This window comes from Tautonia rosea (genome assembly GCF_012958305.1).
GTDB lineage: Bacteria > Planctomycetota > Planctomycetia > Isosphaerales > Isosphaeraceae > Tautonia > Tautonia rosea.
The window spans coordinates 181232-200272 of the sequence record NZ_JABBYO010000003.1 but is presented as its reverse complement, the minus strand read 5'-3'; the positions used below and the strand labels follow the sequence as shown (position 1 = coordinate 200272).

General features: G+C 64.0%; 20 protein-coding genes. 14 read left to right on the top strand and 6 right to left on the bottom strand.

What is annotated here, in order from left to right:
* Window positions 1–2: 2 nt before the first annotated feature.
* The 3 genes from HG800_RS06190 to HG800_RS06180 form a co-directional block, all read right to left on the bottom strand.
* Complete coding sequence (locus HG800_RS06190) at window positions 3–284, bottom strand: NAD(P) transhydrogenase subunit alpha (RefSeq protein ID WP_169974883.1); 282 nt, start codon at window positions 282–284, stop codon at window positions 3–5.
* Between the two features lie 3 nt (window positions 285–287).
* The gene (locus HG800_RS06185; RefSeq protein WP_169974881.1) at window positions 288–1472 is read right to left on the bottom strand and encodes a Re/Si-specific NAD(P)(+) transhydrogenase subunit alpha; all 1185 of its coding nucleotides are present in this window, start codon (window positions 1470–1472) and stop codon (window positions 288–290) included.
* 168 nt (window positions 1473–1640) lie between these two features.
* Window positions 1641–2177 carry a peroxiredoxin family protein gene (locus HG800_RS06180; RefSeq protein ID WP_169974879.1) on the bottom strand — a complete coding sequence of 179 codons (537 nt, stop codon included), beginning with the start codon at window positions 2175–2177 and terminating at the stop codon, window positions 1641–1643.
* 394 nt (window positions 2178–2571) lie between these two features.
* Here HG800_RS06180 and HG800_RS06175 point away from each other — a divergent pair, with 394 nt between their 5' ends.
* Window positions 2572–3180 carry an RNA polymerase sigma factor gene (locus HG800_RS06175; protein WP_169974877.1) on the top strand — a complete coding sequence of 203 codons (609 nt, stop codon included), beginning with the start codon at window positions 2572–2574 and terminating at the stop codon, window positions 3178–3180.
* Window positions 3181–3248: 68 nt separating this feature from the next.
* Here HG800_RS06175 and HG800_RS06170 read toward each other — a convergent pair whose 3' ends face one another.
* Complete coding sequence (locus HG800_RS06170) at window positions 3249–5375, bottom strand: serine/threonine-protein kinase (RefSeq protein WP_169974875.1); 2127 nt, start codon at window positions 5373–5375, stop codon at window positions 3249–3251.
* 297 nt (window positions 5376–5672) lie between these two features.
* Here HG800_RS06170 and HG800_RS06165 point away from each other — a divergent pair, with 297 nt between their 5' ends.
* The 8 genes from HG800_RS06165 (at window position 5673) to HG800_RS06135 (ending at window position 11456) form a co-directional block, all read left to right on the top strand.
* Complete coding sequence (locus tag HG800_RS06165; RefSeq protein WP_169974873.1) at window positions 5673–6350, top strand: DUF7901 domain-containing protein; 678 nt, start codon at window positions 5673–5675, stop codon at window positions 6348–6350.
* A 202-nt stretch (window positions 6351–6552) separates the two neighbouring features.
* Window positions 6553–6939: a hypothetical protein gene (locus HG800_RS06160; RefSeq protein ID WP_169974871.1), complete on the top strand. Its 387-nt coding sequence runs from the start codon at window positions 6553–6555 to the stop codon at window positions 6937–6939.
* A 159-nt stretch (window positions 6940–7098) separates the two neighbouring features.
* Complete coding sequence (locus tag HG800_RS06155; protein ID WP_169974869.1) at window positions 7099–7272, top strand: DUF1328 domain-containing protein; 174 nt, start codon at window positions 7099–7101, stop codon at window positions 7270–7272.
* Window positions 7273–7307: 35 nt separating this feature from the next.
* Window positions 7308–8141, top strand: a complete 834-nt coding sequence (locus tag HG800_RS06150; RefSeq protein WP_169974867.1) for a hypothetical protein — start codon at window positions 7308–7310, stop codon at window positions 8139–8141.
* A gap of 105 nt (window positions 8142–8246) precedes the next feature.
* Window positions 8247–8423, top strand: coding sequence for a YegP family protein (locus tag HG800_RS06145; protein ID WP_169974865.1), 177 nt, complete (start codon window positions 8247–8249; stop codon window positions 8421–8423).
* A 302-nt stretch (window positions 8424–8725) separates the two neighbouring features.
* On the top strand, window positions 8726–8977 hold the full coding sequence (locus HG800_RS28155) for a hypothetical protein (RefSeq protein WP_206352147.1): 252 nt from the start codon (window positions 8726–8728) through the stop codon (window positions 8975–8977).
* Between the two features lie 5 nt (window positions 8978–8982).
* Entirely contained in the window at window positions 8983–10299 is a 1317-nt protein-coding gene (locus HG800_RS26905) for a pseudouridine synthase (protein WP_206352146.1), read from the top strand.
* 263 nt (window positions 10300–10562) lie between these two features.
* A complete protein-coding gene (locus HG800_RS06135; protein WP_169974863.1) occupies window positions 10563–11456 on the top strand; it encodes a dihydroorotate dehydrogenase electron transfer subunit in 894 nt (297 codons plus the stop codon).
* Between the two features lie 84 nt (window positions 11457–11540).
* Here the strand turns inward: HG800_RS06135 and HG800_RS06130 are convergent, their stop codons facing one another.
* Window positions 11541–12458 carry a UvrB/UvrC motif-containing protein gene (locus HG800_RS06130; RefSeq protein WP_235963357.1) on the bottom strand — a complete coding sequence of 306 codons (918 nt, stop codon included), beginning with the start codon at window positions 12456–12458 and terminating at the stop codon, window positions 11541–11543.
* A 102-nt stretch (window positions 12459–12560) separates the two neighbouring features.
* Between HG800_RS06130 and HG800_RS06125 the strand changes: the two genes are divergently transcribed.
* From HG800_RS06125 to HG800_RS06115, 3 genes are all read left to right on the top strand, one after another.
* Entirely contained in the window at window positions 12561–13880 is a 1320-nt protein-coding gene (locus HG800_RS06125; RefSeq protein ID WP_169974861.1) for a hypothetical protein, read from the top strand.
* Complete coding sequence (locus HG800_RS06120) at window positions 13880–14572, top strand: TIGR04283 family arsenosugar biosynthesis glycosyltransferase (RefSeq protein ID WP_169974859.1); 693 nt, start codon at window positions 13880–13882, stop codon at window positions 14570–14572. The genes HG800_RS06125 and HG800_RS06120 overlap by 1 nt, the downstream gene beginning before the upstream one ends.
* A 235-nt stretch (window positions 14573–14807) precedes the next feature.
* The gene (locus HG800_RS06115) at window positions 14808–16637 is read left to right on the top strand and encodes a MutS-related protein (protein WP_235963355.1); all 1830 of its coding nucleotides are present in this window, start codon (window positions 14808–14810) and stop codon (window positions 16635–16637) included.
* A gap of 9 nt (window positions 16638–16646) precedes the next feature.
* On the opposite strand, the gene HG800_RS06110 is transcribed toward HG800_RS06115, so the two are convergent.
* A complete protein-coding gene (locus tag HG800_RS06110; protein WP_169974855.1) occupies window positions 16647–17192 on the bottom strand; it encodes a PaaI family thioesterase in 546 nt (181 codons plus the stop codon).
* A gap of 210 nt (window positions 17193–17402) precedes the next feature.
* Here HG800_RS06110 and HG800_RS06105 point away from each other — a divergent pair, with 210 nt between their 5' ends.
* Window positions 17403–17753, top strand: coding sequence for a phasin family protein (locus HG800_RS06105; protein WP_169974853.1), 351 nt, complete (start codon window positions 17403–17405; stop codon window positions 17751–17753).
* Window positions 17754–17761: 8 nt separating this feature from the next.
* The gene (locus HG800_RS06100; protein WP_169974852.1) at window positions 17762–18997 is read left to right on the top strand and encodes a GspE/PulE family protein; all 1236 of its coding nucleotides are present in this window, start codon (window positions 17762–17764) and stop codon (window positions 18995–18997) included.
* The last annotated feature ends 44 nt before the right edge of the window (window positions 18998–19041 follow it).

The window sequence follows — 19041 nt, the reverse complement described above, 5'->3', positions numbered from 1 at the left end:
GTTCAGCTCTTCCGTCGAAACATCCCGAGGATGCGATGGGTGACGAGGAATCCGCCCACCACGTTGATCGTCGCCAGCGCCACCGCCAGCACTCCCAGGACCGAGGTCAGGGTCGAATACTGCAAGCCCGACGAGAGGATCGCCCCCACCAGGGTGATCCCTGAGATCGCGTTCGACCCGGACATCAACGGGGTGTGCAAGGTGGGGGGGACCTTCGTAATGACCTCGAAACCCACGAAAATTGCCAGCACGAAGATCGTCAGGGAGAAGACAAGGGTTTCCATCGATCACGATCTCCCTGCATCGTCTGGAACTTTGGAAGTGATCCCGAGGGCCTCAAGGACCCGGGGGTGGACGACCTCGCCGCCCTGGGCGATGAGCGTCTCTCGCGTGATCTCGTCGCTCGGATCGATCACGAGCTGCCCGTCCTTCATCAGATGAAGCAACAGGGTGGTGATGTTACTCGAATACATCTGGCTCGCGTGATACGGGACCTTCCCGGCCAGATTGACCGCGCCGACGATGCTGACGCCGTGGGTGATGGCGACCTCGCCGGATTGGGTCAGCTCGCAGTTGCCGCCGCGTTCGGCGGCCATATCGACGATGACCGAGCCGGGCGTCATCGCCTCGACCATCTCGGCGGTCACGAGCACCGGGGCCTTTCGGCCGGGGACGTTGGCGGTCGTGATGACCACATCGCTCTCGGCCACGACCTTGGCCATCAACTCTCGTTGCCTGCGGAGGAAGTCTTCACCCTGTGCCTTGGCGTAGCCGCCGGCGTCCTCGGCGTCAGCAGCCTCAAGGGGAAGCTCGACGAACTTCGCGCCGAGGCTCTGGACCTGCTCCTTGACCGCAGGTCGGACGTCGAAGGCAGAGACGACCGCCCCCATGCGTCTCGCCGTGGCGATGGCCTGGAGCCCGGCCACGCCGACACCCAGGACGAGAACCCGGGCGGGAGAGATGGTGCCCGCGGCAGTCATCATCATGGGGAACATGCGGCGGAGCGTGTCCGCGGCGATCAGGACGGCCTTGTAACCGGCGACCGTGGCCATCGACGACAGGGCGTCCATGCTCTGGGCGCGGGTGATTCGGGGGAGCATTTCGATGGAGAAGGCGGTGATTCCGGTCGCGGCCACCTCCTGAACCGTTTCGGGGGCACCGAGCGGCCGGAAGAAGCCGATGGCAGTCTGGCCGGGTCGGTAGCGCGGCAGGTCGTCGCGCCCGGCGGTCTGATTGGCACCGAGGCCGAGCAGCTGCAGGAGAATCTCGGACCGGGCGAAGATCTCGTCCCGTGACGAGAGGATCGTCGCCCCTTTCTGCTCATAAGTCAGGTCGGGATAGCCTGCCTCGAAGCCGGCGCCGGCCTCGACCAGGACCTCGCAGCCGGCCTTCTTCAGCAGGGGCACCGACGCGGGGATCAACGCGACACGACGTTCCCCCGGGAAGGTTTCCTTGACGACGCCAACGATCATGATTGCTCCGCCTTCGAGTCCTGCAGTCATTGGAAGTCGTAGCATCACCCAAGCGGTCGAGCGACTCAAGACCCCGCCGGGATGAGACGGGGGGAGCCCCGGCCTGGACCGGACGCTCCCCCTCGATCAGTCAGTGAACTCAGGTCGCGTTGCCTCGGGTTGAGGCGGTCACTCGGCGATGCCGAGTTCCTTGAGCTTCTTGGCGGTGTCGGCGCCGGCGTTCTCGGTGTTGATCTGTGAGTCGATCGCCTGAATGACACCTTCCTTGTCGATGTAGAAGGTCACGCGGCGGGCGAGCGGGCGCTCGGACATGAGGACACCAAACGCCTTGGCGGCCGAAGCGTCGGGATCGCTGAGAATCGGGTAATCGGCGTTGAGCGACTGGGCGAAGCGGGTGTTCTCATCGACGGTATCAGTGCTGGCGGTGAAGTAGGCGACGTTCAGATCCTTGAGCTGATCGCCCTGTTCGGCATAGGCCGTGCACTGCTTGGTGCAACCGCCGGTGAACGCCTTCGGGAACCAGGCAATGACCACCGCCTTCTTGCCTTTAAAGTCGGAGAGGGAATAGGTCTTACCGTCGGAAGCCTTCAGGGTGAAGTCGGGGGCCTTGTCGCCGACCTTCAAGCCTTCCTGAGCGGCGGCCGAAAACGTGAGGCCGAGGGTCAGACCGAACAGGGCCAGGGCAGAGGCAAGGATGCGTGTCATGAGCAGTCGACTCCCTGGGAATGGGTAGGGTGCGATCGAATCGAATCGAATGGAGGTAGGAGTGATCGGCTCTCGTTGCGCCGTTTGGAATCGGTGATTCCGACAGAGCCGGGCCTTCTCGTCATATCAAGCCGTCGCAGGCGATTCAACCGGATGATCTGCGAGAATTTTCCGATCAGGGTCTTTTTTTCGATGGCTTGCCTGGGATGTCAATCGAGGGAGCCCCTTGAACCCATCAAGTCTCAGCAGCCCGTTCCGCGTCGAATTCCGGTCTTGGAAAGGTTCTCGGACGATCACGAGGTTCAACACTGATGACGATCACTGGTTGACATGGACTCGGGGAACGCGGGTAAAGTTAACGGGTCGGCGATTGGCACCAACCTCTGGAACCGTGATGATGCAATCGCTTGAGCCAAACACCAGAATCTCCCTCCTCCGGAAGCTGAGCGAACCCGCAAGCAACCCGTCGGACTGGTCACAGTTCGTGACGACCTACGGTCCGATGGTGTTGAACTGGTGCCGTGGCAAGGGACTGCAGGAGCAAGATGCCCGGGATGTGACGCAAGAGGTCTTCTTGTGCTTCGCCCGACAGGCCACGCGATTCCGCTACGATCCGTCTCGACGATTCCGGGGCTACCTCAGAAAACTCACGCACGCGGCCTGGTGCGACTGGGTTGAGCGGCAGCGGCCCTGGCACTCGGGGACGGGGGACACGGCGGTCCTTCGGCTCCTTGAACGGATTGCCGATCGGAACGCATCCTCCGACCGCATTGAGCCCGAGGCAGATCAGGAACAACTCGATCAGGCGATGCGGAGCGTTCGGGCTCGGGTCGAGCCACACACCTGGGAAGCGTTTCGACTCTTAGCGCTTGAAGGTTTGTCCGGGCAGGAGGCGGCGGTTCGACTCGGCATGAAGCGGGGTTCGGCCTTCGCCGCGCGTTGCAAGGTCCAGCGGCTCATCAGGCTTGAGATCGCCCGTTCCGAGATCGAAGGAAGGAACTGAGTGGTCGGCTTCGAGTCCTCGGACTGATCTCCAACGGTTCGGGAGATCGTGAGGTGTCGAGCGAGGGATCATCGGCCGGCAAGGGATTTTGGCAGTCGTTCCCGTTCCTCCTCGATCCACGCTCGCAGAATTTCCGGATCGCGTCCGGGAGAGGTGACTCCGACGTCCCGAAGGGAGTCGAGCATGGAATCGGCCTCAAGGAGCAGGCGAGACGCTTCATCCGATTCGCCCTGGTCGATCCGAGCGGTCGCGAGCCCGCAAAGGTGTTCGATCACAAAGGCCGCGACAGTCGTATCGTCGGGCCGTTGGGCAAGAACCTCTCGGGAGAACTCGAGGGCCTCAGTCTGCACCGTGGCTGTCTTGTCAAAGTGCCCGAGGCGATAGTAGGTGCTCGCGAGGTTGCTGGCGGCCATCGCCCGGAGAAAGAAAGGCTCGGTGTCGCTGGCCTCCTCCGGAGCAATCACCCTGGCGAGTTGGTAGGCGACCTTGAAGTCGGGCATCGCGGCTTCGGGTCCGCTCTGCTGTTCCCGCCGCAGGGCGAGTTTGGTCGCCGATTCGACCAGCGATCGCCGCAAGGGGGCGTCGTCGGGGGACCGATCGAGAAGCAATCGCCCTTCTTCGAGGCACTTCCGACGGAGGCGATCGGCCTTGTCAGGAGATCCTTCGAGTTCGCGAAGCTCGGCGAGCGTCTCAAGCATCTGGACCTCGCTGGCGATCCAGGGCGTCTCGGCGGAGTGCTCCTGGAAGTAGCGGGCATAGATCGAGGTGACCTCGGCCAGGTGCTTCGAGGAGATGCGACGGAGCTCCGGTTGCGACGAGGTATTCATCGTCCGGATGGCTTTGGCGGACGCTCCCATGCCCTCGGCCATGACCTGGAGCACACGCCGGGCGTGGTCGGCGCTGGCGCGGGCGTCGCTCTCGCGCTCGACGGCGAGGAGGCGGCGGTCCTCGGCGATCGAGCGGAGTCGCGACTGCTCTCGGGCGAACAGCAGGCCGCCGAGGGCCATTGTCAGCAGTAAGATGGCCACCGAACACGCCAAGGCGGCCTGCTTCGGATGCCGCCGGGCTCGTCGGAGCGAGGACCGGATCGGGCCGATCGGCCGGGCCTTGATCGGCACGCCGTCGAGGAACCGGCCCAGGTCGGCCGCCAGGGCATCGGCCGAGGCGTAGCGGCGTTCGGGCCGCTTCTCCAGGCAGGTGGAGCAGATCGTGTTCAGGTCGCGGGGGATGGCGTCGTCGAGCCTGCGGGGCGGGACCGGATCAAGCTCGACGACCTGGCGGAGCGACTCGGCCTCGTTGGCCGCCTGGAACGGGGGCCGGCCGGTGAGCATGGCGTAGAGGGTCGCCCCCAGGGCGTAGATGTCGGCCGGCGGGCCGACCGGGCCGAGGGTCGAGTCGATCTGCTCGGGGGCCATGTAGCCGGGGGTGCCGATGGCGAGCCCCGTCGAGGTCAATCGATCGGTCGAATCGACGTCCCGGGCCAGGCCGAAGTCGGTCAACCGGGGAGAGCCGTCGGCGGCGATCAGGACGTTGCGGGGCTTGATGTCGCGGTGGATGATCCCCTGCTCGTGGGCGGCGGCCAGGGCCAGGGCGAGGGTCCGGGCCAGCTCGGCGGCCTCTCGGGGCGGGAGCGGGCCGTGCTCCAGGCGATGGCTCAGGTCGCCCCTCTCGACCCACTCCATGACGATGGAGGGAAGGCCGTCGAACTCGCTGATGTCGTGGACCTTGACGATGTTCGGGTGATTGAGTCGAGCGAGTGCCCTCGCCTCGCGGAATGCTCGGGAGCGGGCCTTGGGTGCGAGTCGACCGGCGGAGGAGAGGACCTTGATCGCCACCGACCGGTCCAGGCCCACCTGTCGGGCGCGGTACACGATCCCCATGCCACCCCGGCCGAGCTCTTCGAGTTCGTCGAATCCCGGCAGCGTTGGAAGCATGGCCGGTTCCCGATCGGCATCTGATGCCGCCCAGCCGTCGATGCGTTCGAGCCGATCGAGCCACGACTGCGAGGGATCCTGATCGGGCTTCGACGTCACCTCGGCCACCGACGGCCATTCGGCCAGCAGAGCGAGCCGATCGCGGCAGGTTTCGCACGCGTCGAGGTGCGTTTCCAGGTCGTCTCGTTCCCGATCGTCGACTGCGTCGGCCAGAAACCGTTCCCAGCGGCTCGGATCGGGGCAGGTGTCCGTTGGGTTCACGATGTCCCTCCAGAGATCTCAAAAACCTCCGGCACGACCATCGGGTTCACCCGGCTCGTTGACGGATCTGGTTTTCAAGACTGGGATTTCGGGCGATCGGGGGCTGATCGCTTCGTTGCATCCTGCCTGGGGCCCATTGGAACACATTCTAGTGCTTGGAAGTCTGTTCGAGGAGTGTCTCCGAAAATATTTTTCACCGTGGGTGCTAACTTTCGGACCGTTCTCCCCAAGGAGAGAGCGTGGGACGGGCTCTCGAGCCCCCGCTGATTCCTCCTTGGTTCTCGACAACGGTGCAAAATGACCATTCGAGCAACAGCCAGAGTCGTCGGGTTGCTGGCTCTGGGAATGATTTTGGGCATGGGGCCCGTCGCCCGGGCAGGCATGATTGTCTACTCTCAGCCGCCCGTCGATGGAACCGATTCGTTCTTGAGTGATGACCAGGCCGAGCGGCAAGTGGCGGACAACTTCAGCCTCGCGGCCTCTGTCACCATCACCGACGTCCACTGGTGGGGAGGGTACACCTCCAATCCCAACACTCTACCGGACGACAACTTCACCATCCGCTTCTTCGCCGACAACGGAAGCGGCCTGCCCGAAGATGACCCGATTGTCACCCTTTCGCCGGTGAACTTGACGCGCACGCTGACCGGGCTGATCAGTGACGAGGGAACCCAGATCTACCGGTACGACGCCGACCTATCCGCCGGCGTGTTGCTGAACGCGGGGACCACTTACTACCTTTCCATCGTCAACGACACTTCGGCAATCAACGCTTGGGGGTGGGCGGGGGCCAACCAGACCGGGAGCCTTTTCGGCCGGAGCCTTCTCAACCCGAGCTGGGGCACCTCCTCTGAAGGCGATCGCGCCTTCGAGTTGACGGCGGTTCCCGAGCCCTCGACGCTGGCGATGAGCGGCATGGCTGTGGTGCTGATCGGGCTCGGCGCGTACCGGCAGCGACGCCGAAGCCAGAGTTGACGCAAGGGAGCCAACCCTCGATTCACCTGGAGCACCCCCAGCATCGTGGCCGGGGGTTCTCGCTTGCGCCGGGATTGGATTATCGGCCCAGTATTTCGCTTGATGTGACCACTCACGATCCCTCATCATCAATGCGACGGGAAGGCGAGCCGCGTGTGCTCGCCACCCGTCGTGACCGCTTGAAACTCAGGAGCATCTTCCGATGAATCGACCGATGATGGCCGGACTGGCCATGGTGCTGGCGCTGGTTGCCGGCTGCTCGAAGGAGGAATTTGAGGCGGACATGGACGCGGCCGGGCAGGCCGTGGAAGGTGCCGTCGACGGGACCCGCGACATGATGGGCGGGGCGGTCGAGGCGACCGGCAAGGCCATCGAGGGCTCGGCCGATACCGTTGGCGGCGCCGCCGAGGGCACCGTCGATGCCGTCGGCAAGGCGGCCGAGGCCGTCGGCCTGGAGGATACGGGCCAGAAGATCGAGGACGCAGCCCCGGGAATTGGCGAGGAGGCCCGCTCCGACACCGACGCCGCCGGCAAGGCGGTCGAGGGGGCCGGCAAGGCGATCAAGGGTGAGCCGGATAGCAACCGCTGAGAACCTATGCGGGACGCCTCAATGGCTCGACAACCGGGTGGCCTGGCCACGCTCACTTCCTGACAGGCCAGGTCATCGGGTGTTTTTCCGCCCTCGTTGCGTTCGTCAATCGTTCTACCGACCCGTTCCCAATCCTCCCCATCGTTCCGTGAGGCACCCATGATCCGCTATGCGTTGATCTTCCTCGTCGTGGCCATTGTGGCCGCCGTCTTCGGCTTCGGCGGACTGGCGCAGGATGCGGCCTGGATCGCCAAGATCCTCTTTTTCGTCTTCCTGGTCCTGTTCGTCGTCTCGCTGATCCTGGGGCGCAAGGGACCGTCGACCGGGCTCTGAGCTTCTGGACTCCGCTGAACGATGAGGCCTGGACCATGATCGAGGGCCACGACTACACGATCTACAGCAGCGGCCCGGGAGGCCGGGCACGGATGTACGCGCTGCTGGCCCTGATCACCGCCTTCCTGACCCCGCTGGCCCAGCACGGTGTCCTCGTGCTGATTCGACGCTACGGGGGGGATAACTGGGACCTTGCCGAGAAAGCGCTCTTCTTCGGTGGGTTCACCGCGCTGATCCTCTTCGGCGTGCTGATCAATCTTTTTGATGCATACGTCTGGCGAACCGAGCTGGGGACGTGGATGTTCCGGCTGGCCGGGCTGCCGGCCCCCACCGACCTGTCCGGCGACTACCACGGGACGATCGAGCTGCACTCGGCGTCGGAGTCCGGATCGGTCTTCCGCACGGGCTACTTCATGAAGATCAGCCAGACCTGGGAACAGATGAGCGTGATGGTTGAGCGAGAGGCGGAGAGCGGCGGCCAGGTCCGGGTCCACAGCGACCTGGGGAGCCTCCACGTTGGCATGATGGCCGGCATCGTCACGCTCCGCTTCATGTACACCTTCGAGGAAGACCTGCCTCGGCGGGAGGGGATTGGCATTATGTCCCGCCGCTTCTCCGGGGCGGCGACCTTCGAGTTCCGCCGGATCAATGACGCGTGGCAGGTGACAGGGCACTTCTTCGACGACATTGGCCGGTCCGGTCAGGTCCGCCTGGAGCAAGGAATGGCTGGGGCCTCAGTCAGGAGCACCTCCTACTCCCCGCCAACCACGGATGATCACGAGAGGCCGTCGCTCCCTCCGTCCGAGGCCGGCGATCCAGCCCGAATCCGCTTTGCCGCTGACCCGACCGGCGGTCTGACTTCGGGCTGAGGAGGAGTCGCCGGTCCCCCAATCCCAGGAGACTCGGTCGTCCGAGCCTCGTCGCTTCTCAAGAGATTTCAACGCACCAGAACCCTTTGAATCAGGAGCGCTTCGATGGGCAAGTTTCACGTCTACAAAGACCAGGCCGGGGAGTTCCGCTGGCGGCTGGTGGCTCCGAACGGACGGATCATTGCCGACTCCGGTGAGGGGTATTCCTCGAAGCAGAAGTGCCTCGACGGGATCGCCGACGTCAAGCAGTATTGCGGCACTGCGGAGACGGTCGAGGAATGACACTGGGCCGGGTCCGGTTTCATCTCCTCAGTGAGACGTTCCAGGGCGACTGCGTGCTCCTATTTCGCTCGACCCCGGAACGATTGGGATCTCGCCGATTTCCAAGGACACGGCGAGGTCCGACTTCGGGTCGTTGAGCATCCGGTACGAGGTTCAGGCTTGCCACGCCAATGACGACATCAAAACCAGGGACTTCTCGGTAATTCCCTAGAACCATTGGCCGGACCGATCGTATACTCGATACACCAACGAGTGATGAACGATCCGCCGGTCTTTTGGTTTTCTCGGCGGCGCTCCGCATCGTGCTTTCCCTTCGATTCGCGTCCGCCGACGCAGGAAGTGATTTCTCATGGCCCCTCGACCACCCCGCCGAGGCGGTGGCCCGCCTCCCCGCCGCGCCGGCTCATCGTCCGGTTCGGGTCCGCAACCGCACCGGAAACCCCGCCCCGCCGGCCTTCCGACCGGCCCACGGCCGTCGTCCGGACCGCGTCGATCGTCGGAAGACGGTCGTGGCTCATCACGGTCGGGAGCGTCGAGTGAGGGGGAGCGCCTGAATAAAGTGCTCGCCGCAGCCGGGCTTGGTTCTCGGCGAGCGGTGGAGGAGTTGATTCTCCAGGGGCGCGTGCTGGTCGATGGTCAGGTCGTGCGTGACCTGGCAACCAGGGTTGATCCGACGCAGGCGACGATCACGGTGGATGGAGAACGGATCCGACAGGAGAAGATCGTCTACCTCGCCGTGTACAAGCCGAAGGGATTCGTGACGACCAATTCCGACCCGGCTGGTCGGCCTCGGGTGATCGACATCGTGCCCGACTTGCCGCAGCGGGTCTATCCGATCGGTCGGCTCGACGAGGACAGCACGGGACTGATTCTGTTGACCAACGACGGCGAGTTGGCCAATCGACTGGCACACCCGAAGTTCGGGGTCGAGAAGGTGTATCGCGTTCTGGTCGCCGGCAAGCCGGGGCCGGAGGTGATTGACCGGCTCGTCGAAGGGGTCTGGCTCGCCGAAGGTAAGGCAAGGGCGCGATCGGCCCGGTTCGTGAACGAGAAATCGAATCACGGCGAAGCCACGATGATCGAGCTGACCCTGGCCGAGGGGAAGAACCGCGAAGTGCGGCGGATGCTGGCGAAGCTCGGTCACAAGGTGATGCGCCTGACCCGGGTTTCGGTCGGACCGGTGACGCTCAAGGGGCTCTCGGCCGGTCAATGGCGCTACCTGGAACCGGAAGAAGTTGCGATGCTTCGCCGGGTGGCGTCGGGAGAGTCGGTGCGGCCCCGCGATTCCAGGCGTCGCGAAGCTCCTCGGCGAAAGTCTGAAGGAGGTCCGGCCTCCGCAGGTCCGCGATCGGGCATGGGCCATCTGGTTGGATCCGCCGGTGGTGGACCGAAGGGCAAACGCCCGACCGGGCCTCCACCGCAGGGCGGTCGGGATCGGGACCAGGGGAGCCGACGACCGGGAGGCGTTCCGAGGCGAGGAGCCGTTGGTTCGTTCGCTCCGCCCCCGAGCGGATCGAAAGGGCGTCGTTCCGCTCATCTCGATGACGGACCGGATGAGATTCTCATCCCTCCGATCTCCAGCGGCGACCTTGGCGGGCCTCCTCCTGCCGGGCGGCCGCCTCGACCCGCGGGGCCTCGATCGCGACCACCGGCCGGACGCCCCTCTGCCAGCGGAGGACCGTCGCGAAACCGAGGCACCTCGGGACCTGGCGCGAAACGACGGAGTTCCGGAGGTCCCGGAGGGCCGCAAGTCGGCGGCGGCAATGGTCCTTCCGGGGGACGACGGCCCGCGCTCAAGCCCCCTGGTCAGATGGCCAAGCGTCGGCCGAAGCCGTTGCCAAAGTCGCGACGCTCGAAGTCTTCGGAGAACGAGTGATCGGAGCGGAGGGTCGGAATCGACTCGATTGACGTGGTGATTTCGATCGAGTCGAGCCCATCGCCCTTCCTCTGGCCTTTGGCCACCCGCTCCTCCCGAAGGAAAGGAGCGGGTTGGGATTTCCTCAGGCTCCGCGGTGAGAAATTCTCTCACCAAATCGACCGGTCCGCGCCGCGGACACAACGAAACCCGAAGGATCCCGGAGCGGGATCGAGATTCAGGGTGGCTGCCCAGGGTGGCCAGGGTTCGGAGGAATTCGACAGATGGACGCGGTCGTACCGACCTGTGCGATGCATCGATCAGTGGAGATCCTTGAGAACGTCTCGATCGCCCGGGGGACGTATCGCATCCGGTTGCTGGCTCCGGAAATGGCGCGTTGCATCCTGCCGGGACAGTTCCTGATGATTCGTCCGACGCGTCCGGGGACGTCCGACCCGTTCTTCGGCCGACCCTTTGCGCTCTATGACACGGTGACTGGACCCTCGGGAACCCATGAGGCAATCGACATCGTCTACCTCGTCATCGGTCGGGGGACGGCCGCCCTCGCCGAGCGTCGGGCAGGGGAAACCCTGGAGGTCTGGGGACCGCTTGGCAACGGCTTCGGCCCTCCTCCCGAGGACGGTGGCCCGGTGACGTTCGTGGCGGGGGGGATCGGGCAGACCCCGTTTCTTGCTCTCGGCAGATGGTGGACCGGCCAGCAATCCTATGGAGCCGAGCCAACTGCCTGGGACGGGCCGGTCGCCTCCTCGACGGAGCTGCTTTACGGGGTCCGCAATGCGGGGCTCGCCGCCGGGGTCGAGGACTTCGAGCGGGCTGGAATCCGTGTGTCGCTGGCCACCGATGATGGCTCGGCCGGATTTCACGGATTCGTCACGACACTCCTGGAGCAGCGATTGCAAGCGGGAGACCGGCCGAGCAAGCTCGTGGGGTGCGGACCTCCGGCGATGCTTACCGTCCTGGCGGGAATTGCCGATCGGGAAGGGATTCCGTGCGATGTTTCGCTCGAAAATCAGATGTCGTGCGGTTTTGGTGCCTGCTTCAGTTGTGTTGTCCCGATGCGGCAGGCCGATGGATCGGTCGACCTGAAACGGGTCTGTGTGGAAGGGCCGATTGTGCGGGCGGCGGACGTCGCCTGGCCGCTCGGGAGCGCGCATTGACCGGATCGGATCGCGTCGGCCAAGGGGACAGAAGTGGACCGCCAGTCGATCCACGTGTCCCCTTGGTCTGCTGGGCATCGGGCGTCAGGACCGACTCCGGGAGCGGATCTGGTCACGGAGCCGGGCGGCGCGTTCGTAGTCTTCGTGTTCGACCGCCTCGTCGAGTTGTTCGCGGAGGGTTTTCGGCACCTCGAAGTGGTGCCGGACTTCGGTTTCCAGGCGGCGAAGGCGCTCGATGTAGGCGACGGTCGGCGTTTCGAGTTCACCGGGAGGCAGTTCGAGCGCCTCGAAGTCGTCGAGATCGTCCATCTCCAACAGCGTCCGGGCGTGACGTTCGAGACGGTCGACCCCTTCCCGGATGGCGTCGATCGCTTCCTCGGGGCTGGTCCGTTCCAAGGCGAGGGCGGCAGAGGCCTGAGTCCGGTCGAAGAGGATTCCGGCTCGGAGGCGCTCGTGACGCTCGACGTATTCCGGCGTCGGGCCGAAATCGGCGATGAAGTCCATCAGGTTGAGGCTGTGTTCCGCATCGCGGAGGGCACGCTCGTAGTGCTGGAGCGTCAGGAAGGCCACCCGACGGTGATAGAACTGTACGAGTTCGCGGTCCGCCTCGGCGCAATGTTCGGGCGACATCGACCAGCCGACCGGGCCGGGGTCGGCGGCGGCCTGTGATCGTCGTCGCCTCCGGAATTTGGAGCGATGACGCAGGTAATCGAGGTAGGTCAAGAAGCCGCGGGGTCGTGCGCCGTCGGGTCGGCCGTCGAGTTCCATCTGGAGGACGCCGAGATCGACCCGGATCTGGAGGACGGTTCGACCGTCACGCGCCAGGATTTCTCGGGCTTCGACCTCGTCAAACTCTGGATCGTAGGGCCAGCCCCGAAGGGCCTCGTCAATATCGCGCCGCATAATCGCTCCCGGTTCGGCGACTGAGAAAAAGGTCCGGGTCCGTGGGCGGGCGCTGGAGCGTTCCCATTGCATTATAGCGGATCGGCTCGCCCGGGGCATCGCCGGGGTCTCGTTGACAGGCAAAGGGGATCGTCCGAGAATGCTCGCGGCCCTCGCAACGGATGTCGATTCGAGCCGGCCCGATCCCACGGAAACGCCCTCATGTTCACGAGCCTTCCCGGTTTAGCCCAGTCCATTGAACGCCTGATCGACAAAACGCCGATCATCGACCCTCACACGCACATCCATTGCGACCGGCCCGCGGCGACGGATTTGACCGCCCTGTTCGGCTACCACTGGGTCCAGACGGAGTTGATCGCTGTCGGGATGCCGAAGGAAGACCTCAACCCGGCCTTGCCGACCGACGAGCGCATTCGACGGATGATTCCGTACCTGAAGCGGATGCGGAACACGGCGATGTCGTGGTGCGTTTACCGGATCCTCTGGGACCTGTACGAGTTTAGCGAACCGGAAGTCACGGAAGCGAACTACCGCGACCTGCTCGACCGGGTCGAGGCCAGGGGGAAGGACCCGGAATGGCCGGCCCACGTCCTCCGCGAACGCTGCAACATTCAGACCTTTGTCACCAGCCTGGGCAACCGAGGCAATGCGTCGAGTACGATTGCTTCGGATGCGCTGTTCATGCTCGATGCGCACTACCTGTTCTGTCCTGGCGTGGCCACCGACCTCGACCCGTACTTCACGGGCAGAACCCGGAAACTCGACTATTTCGAGGCGCTGTGTCAGGTTCTCGGTGTACAGCCAGGTTCCTCGGCGGAGCTGTCGCGATCGGTCAAGGATTGGCTCGATCGGACTGTGACCGGCCCGGTCCGGTTCACCAACACATTCATTCCCATCGAGCAACGCTTTCGGCGGCCTGATCCGGCCACGGTTGACGCCATCCTCTCTCGCATTGAGCCGACGAATGATCAGACGGAAGCCGATGTTGACACCCTGGTCGATGCCGTGACCTGGGCAATTCTGGAATGGCACCACGAGCACCAGAAGGCCGTGCAAATTGCCGTGGGTGCCGAATATTTCATCTGTGACGGGAAAAGTATCCCGCGGTTTCAGCCGAACTGGACGAGCGAGATGGCCCGGACCTTCCACCACTTCGGCACCGCGCGGTTCGACATCATGATGGCGTCTGACGTGCTCTCGCAGGAGATCGCCGTGCTCGCCCGGCAGTTTCCGAACGTGTACACGTCGGGCTACTGGTGGCACACCTTCTTTCCGTCCTTGATCGAGCGACAGTTCGCGTTGCGGTCGCAGGTCGTGCCGATGACCAAGTTCTGCGCTTACCTGAGCGACTCATATTCGGTTGAGTGGGCGTACGGCAAGTTGCAGGTCATCAAACGGGCGATTGCCTCGGCCCTGGCTCATCAGGTCAAGTCCGGCTTTGCCCGAGAGGAGGATCTACCGGCATTGCTCCAGCAGATCCTGCACGACTCTCCCCGGGACCTCTACGACCTGCAGCGTTGATGGCCATGCTGCCGCGTGTCTCGGTTGTCATTCCGACGCTTAACGAGACCTCGACGATCGGATCGTGCCTCGATCATCTCGCCGGCCAATCGGTCGATGAGGTGATCGTGGCCGATGCCGGGAGCCCTGACGGAACGGCTGAGCTGGCGAATCGGGCTGGGGCTCGGGTCGTGGCCGCTCCAAGGGGTCGAGGAGTTCAGCAGAACAGAGGAGCCTCGGAGGCGTCGGGAGACGTCTTGCTGTTTCTTCATGCCGATTGCCGCCTGGAAACCGGAGCGATCGACGTATTGAAGCGGTTTGTCGCTCGGTGTCCGAAGGTTCCAGGCGGCTGCTTCCGGATGCGGGTCGATGCTTCGGAATGGGCCTTCCGCGCCATCGACGCGGCGGCACACCTGCGTGCGGGGGTCCTGGGCGTGCCCTACGGCGACCAGGGGATGTTCGTCCCTCGATGGGCGTTCGATCGGGTCGGCGGATTCCCGGAACTCCCTCTGATGGAAGACGTGTTCCTCATGCTCCGATTGCGGAGGCTGGGACGGATCGCCCTGCTTCCGAGGTCGATCCAGGTGTCTCCGAGACGATGGCGAAACCAAGGGATCCTCGCCCAGAGCGTTCGCAACTGGGCGTTGACGGCCGGGGCCGCGGCGGGGATCTCAACCAGAACGCTGGCACGGTTTTATCCTGTGGTTCGCTGACCGGTCGGGCAAGCCAAACCAGTATCGAATGATACCGCGAAACAATCGAAGCGCAACGGCGAAAGCGGGCATCCCACGGGATCGTTGGTCCTGTTAAGATAGTGGACTCTTGCTGTCGTCGCTCGACACGATTCGGGTGATGTCGGGGTCGAGTTCATCATCTGCGCTGCATCAGGCATGAGCCGGTCATGTTGGGGTCATGGCTTCGGAGCAGCATTCTCTGGGAGTTTGCACCTTGGCCGACTGTCCCTCTGACTCGTCTCCATCCGAGAAATCAGACCCGCATGCCGAATACCTCCGACGCCGAGATGCCCGACGTGATGATGCGAACCGGCTCAGCGAGCGTCATGGAAGGATTGCCGATGGACGGTTGCTGGTCTTCGCCCTGGGACTGGCCCTTGCCGTCGGCACGTTGGGCCTGGGATGGGGATCAGCCTGGTGGTTGCTGGTTCCTGTGATCGTGTTCGCCGGTCTGGTCATTGCCTACGACGCGGTCGGGCGTCTGCATCGTCGGGCCGAACGTCGGGTGGCCTTCTACGAGGCTGGCCTGGCAAGGCTCGAAAGCCGTTGGGCCGGACGCGGGGATCCGGGAAATCGCTTCCTCAAGACCGATCACCCCTTCGACGCCGATCTCGATTTGTTCGGCCCCGGATCAGTCTTCGAGCGGCTTTGCACCGCTCGGACCGGCTCCGGAAAAACCACGCTTGCATCCTGGCTGCATCATCCGGCCAGCGTGGACGAAATCCGAGCCCGACACGAAGCAGTGGCAGAGCTTCGAGACCGGCTCGATTTGCGGGAAGATCTCGCCTTGCTGGGAGACGACGTTGAGCAAGGATTGCATCCCACCACGCTGATTGCCTGGGGAGACGCGCCGCCCGTCTTGCAATCTCGCGTCGTTCGAATTGGGGCATCCCTGCTGGCCGTCTTGAACATGGTCGCCCTGATCGCCTGGACGGTCGGTCTGGGGCCTGTCCCCCTGATGGCGACCGTTGCGGCGACCTTGATCTTTTCTCGATCGATTCGAAACGACCTGGTGCAAATCCTCGGCGCGGTGGACGAACGGGCCGAGGAGCTCCGCCTCCTCGAAGCGCTGCTTGCTCGGATCGAGCACGAGCCGTTCACCTCAGCGCGTCTTCTGGCGATCCGGGACACCCAGAGCAACGACCATCAGCCGCCCTCCCAACAGATTGCCCGGCTGGCCCGCCTGGTCATGCTGCTCGACTTCCGCCGCAACCAGTTGTTTGCCCCACTGGCGTTTCTCTTGCTCTGGGGAGTCCATCTTGGCCTGGCGATCGAGCGGTGGAGGAACCAATCGGGCCGATCGATCGAGCGCTGGCTCGATGCCGTGGGCCAGTTTGAAGCACTCTGCGCGCTGGCCTCCTACGCCTTCGAACGTCCGCACGACCCGTTCCCCGAGATTGTCTCCGAGTCGGAAGGCCCCGTCGTCGAGGCGAAGGCCCTGGGCCATCCGCTGATCCCGGACGACCAGAACGTCCGAAACGACGTGACGCTGGGAGGGGCCGAAGGCCCTCGGGTCTTGCTCGTGAGCGGTTCGAACATGTCGGGCAAGAGCACCTTGTTGCGATCCGTGGGTGTGAACGTCGTTTTGGCCCTGGCCGGTGCGCCGGTGCGGGCCGATCAGCTGCGGCTCTCTCCGATGAGCGTGGGATCAACGCTCCGGGTCCAGGACTCGCTTCAAGCGGGTCGATCGCGGTTCTATGCCGAAATCACGCGGTTGCGGACCCTGGTCGATCTGGCTTCGACCCCGCCCCCCCTGCTCTTTCTGCTGGATGAAATTCTCCACGGCACCAATTCGCACGATCGGCGATCGGGAGCGCAAGGAGTGGTCAAAGGATTGCTTGACCGCGGAGCCATTGGTCTGGTCACCACGCACGACCTTGCGCTTGCCGAGATTGTCGCTGGACTCGGCCATCGGGCCGAGAACGTCCACTTCGAAGACCATCTCGAAGACGGTCAGATGCGCTTTGATTACATCATGCGGCCCGGTGTTGTCCAGAAAAGCAACGCGCTCGAGTTAATGCGAGCCGTGGGGCTGGAGGTCTGATCGAACCACTCACAACCGGGCTGAGGAGGGGCCGTCGTTCGACGTTCCCTCAGACTCCGTCGGCAAATGCATGAAGGTACCGGTTCCCGTAGCAACCAGCGCTCCTTGATCGGTTCGCAGCTCACTGCGAACCACCGCCGTCCGTCGACCGTTGTGCTGGACCTCGCCATCGGCGATGAGGGTCTCTCCCGCTCGAACCGCGCGGATGAAGTGGACATTGAGCTGCAAGGTCACCAGATGATGCCCCGGCGGAGAGTGGGCAAAGGCCGCTCGACCCATGAACGAATCGAGCATTGAGGCTGTTACACCACCGTGCATCAAGCCGAGGCTCCTCAGGTGCTGCTCTCCGACGCGAAGGATCACTCGCCCCGGTCCTCCTGGACGTGACGGAGCCAGGGGAACCATTCCGAGCAACTCCCAGAACCCTCCGTAAGAGAGGTCGGAGGGAACGCGGGAGGCAGAGGGATCGGGAGTCGGTGAGTCCTCGGGAAACGCCATAAGGGAATCCTTGGTGAGGCGGTCGGTCGGGCGCGGTTCGGCGGGGATCGAGGCCATTCTACGAGTTCCCGAGAAGAGTTCACACCGTTCTCGTCGGGAACCAACCTCTCGCGTCGATCGTACCGAAATGAGACAATCATGATTGGTTCGGAATCCGCCTCGGCGGCCTCGGGACCACGATCACGCCCCTCGGCGGGGTCGACCATTGCCGGAGGATTGAACCGACTTGGATTCAATCCACGGACAATTACGCGAAAGGATGGAGCGATGTTCGAACTTGTGAAGCGAACCCTGTTCACCGGCGTCGGCCTTGCGGCGATGACCAAGGAGAAACTCGAAGAACTCGGCAAGGAGGTCGCTCGCCAGGCCGACCTGAGCGAAGCTGAGGCAGCCAAATTCCAGGCCGAACTCGAACATCGAGCGTCAACGGCGCAAGAGGATCTTCAAGCGGAGATCGACCGGCGCGTCGAGCAGGTCACGCAACGACTGGGCCTGGCTCGGGCCGAAGAAACCGCCACGCTCTCAGCCAAGGTTGCGGCCCTGTCGGCCCGGCTCGAAGCCCTTGAGGCTCGCCTGAGTGCGGACGAGCTGGACTCCGGCTCGGACAACGATAGCTAATCGCCGCAATGCCCATCTCCTCGCATCGAGGATCGTATGAATTGAACCTGGCCCTTGCAGGGCTCGATCCCGCCTCCCCGCAGTTCGCGACGGAGGCGGTCGCCTTGCTGCTCTCGACCGCTCGGTCGGTCGGGGCCAGCGACCTGCATGTCCAGCCGACGGCTGAAGGACTGGACATCCGCCATCGAATGGACGGCGTGTTACAGCCGATGGCTCTCTTGCCAAGCAAGGTCGCGCCGAACATCGTGGCCCGGCTCAAGGTTCTTGCACATTTGCTCACCTACCGTACCGACGTTCCCCAGGAAGGCCGAATCCCCTCCCAGCCGGGTCAGGCCGAGTGTCGTGTCAGCACGTTTCCGACGCTCCTGGGGGAACGGGTGGTCGTGCGATTCTTTGCAGAGCCAGGGCGATTGCTCGATCTCGATCAGCTTGGCCTGCACGACGATCTTCTCGAATCGCTCCAATTTGCATTGGTGGAAACATCTGGCTTGATCGTCCTCTCCGGCCCCGCCGGGAGCGGGAAAACGACGACCCTGTATGCCTGTCTGCGAGCGCTGGCGAACTCTTCTGCCGGGCACCGATGCCTGGTCTCGCTGGAAGACCCGATCGAGGCCGCCGTCGAGGGGGTCGTGCAAGCCCAGGTGAACCCCACAGCCGGCTTGACCCTGGAGTCGGGCCTGCGATCGCTGCTCCGACAGGACCCGGAAGTGATCGCCGTCGGCGAGATTCGAGACCCTTCGACCGCCGAAATGGCGTTCCAGGCGGCTCTCACCGGGCACCTTGTCCTGACCACCCTTCACGCCGGTTCCGCAAGCGGCGCGATCGGTCGACTAGCCGAAATGGGGATCGAGCCCTATCTGCTGCGCAGTGGGCTTCGAGCCGTCCTCGCACTGCGCCTCGTCCGGCGGCTCTGCCACGTCTGCTCCCGATCGATTCACGCCGACGATCCGGAAATGCTGGGCCTTCCGCTTGCATCTGCCCGCGTTGCCTTGGGCTGCGATGCGTGCCGGGGAACCGGCTATCAGGGGAGAATCCCGATCGCGGAGTTGCTCCTTCCCGGTCAGAGTGCTGTGGCTCGCGCCGTGCTCGATCGGGCCGATGTGGATCGGATCGAAGCCGCCGCCGTGTCGTCGGGCATGGTTCGTCTCTGGAATCGAGCGAGCATGGCGGTCGCTTCAGGAATGACCAGCCCCGCCGAAGTGCGCCGGGTGCTCGGGTTGCAGACTCCCAATGAAAACGACTGAGCATCCTTGCCTCGCTTGCCCCACAGATGGCAAGATCGTAACAA

What these genes read in the sequence shown, in the direction of transcription:
- HG800_RS06190 (WP_169974883.1), bottom strand. Translation starts at nt 284, where the DNA reads ATGGAAACCCTTGTCTTCTCCCTGACGATCTTCGTGCTGGCAATTTTC.
- HG800_RS06185 (WP_169974881.1), bottom strand. Translation starts at nt 1,472, where the DNA reads ATGATCGTTGGCGTCGTCAAGGAAACCTTCCCGGGGGAACGTCGTGTC.
- HG800_RS06180 (WP_169974879.1), bottom strand. Translation starts at nt 2,177, where the DNA reads ATGACACGCATCCTTGCCTCTGCCCTGGCCCTGTTCGGTCTGACCCTC.
- HG800_RS06175 (WP_169974877.1), top strand. Translation starts at nt 2,572, where the DNA reads ATGATGCAATCGCTTGAGCCAAACACCAGAATCTCCCTCCTCCGGAAG.
- HG800_RS06165 (WP_169974873.1), top strand. Translation starts at nt 5,673, where the DNA reads ATGACCATTCGAGCAACAGCCAGAGTCGTCGGGTTGCTGGCTCTGGGA.
- HG800_RS06160 (WP_169974871.1), top strand. Translation starts at nt 6,553, where the DNA reads ATGAATCGACCGATGATGGCCGGACTGGCCATGGTGCTGGCGCTGGTT.
- HG800_RS06155 (WP_169974869.1), top strand. Translation starts at nt 7,099, where the DNA reads ATGATCCGCTATGCGTTGATCTTCCTCGTCGTGGCCATTGTGGCCGCC.
- HG800_RS06150 (WP_169974867.1), top strand. Translation starts at nt 7,308, where the DNA reads ATGATCGAGGGCCACGACTACACGATCTACAGCAGCGGCCCGGGAGGC.
- HG800_RS06145 (WP_169974865.1), top strand. Translation starts at nt 8,247, where the DNA reads ATGGGCAAGTTTCACGTCTACAAAGACCAGGCCGGGGAGTTCCGCTGG.
- HG800_RS06135 (WP_169974863.1), top strand. Translation starts at nt 10,563, where the DNA reads ATGGACGCGGTCGTACCGACCTGTGCGATGCATCGATCAGTGGAGATC.
- HG800_RS06130 (WP_235963357.1), bottom strand. Translation starts at nt 12,458, where the DNA reads ATGCCCCGGGCGAGCCGATCCGCTATAATGCAATGGGAACGCTCCAGC.
- HG800_RS06125 (WP_169974861.1), top strand. Translation starts at nt 12,561, where the DNA reads ATGTTCACGAGCCTTCCCGGTTTAGCCCAGTCCATTGAACGCCTGATC.
- HG800_RS06120 (WP_169974859.1), top strand. Translation starts at nt 13,880, where the DNA reads ATGGCCATGCTGCCGCGTGTCTCGGTTGTCATTCCGACGCTTAACGAG.
- HG800_RS06110 (WP_169974855.1), bottom strand. Translation starts at nt 17,192, where the DNA reads ATGGCCTCGATCCCCGCCGAACCGCGCCCGACCGACCGCCTCACCAAG.
- HG800_RS06105 (WP_169974853.1), top strand. Translation starts at nt 17,403, where the DNA reads ATGTTCGAACTTGTGAAGCGAACCCTGTTCACCGGCGTCGGCCTTGCG.
- HG800_RS06100 (WP_169974852.1), top strand. Translation starts at nt 17,762, where the DNA reads ATGCCCATCTCCTCGCATCGAGGATCGTATGAATTGAACCTGGCCCTT.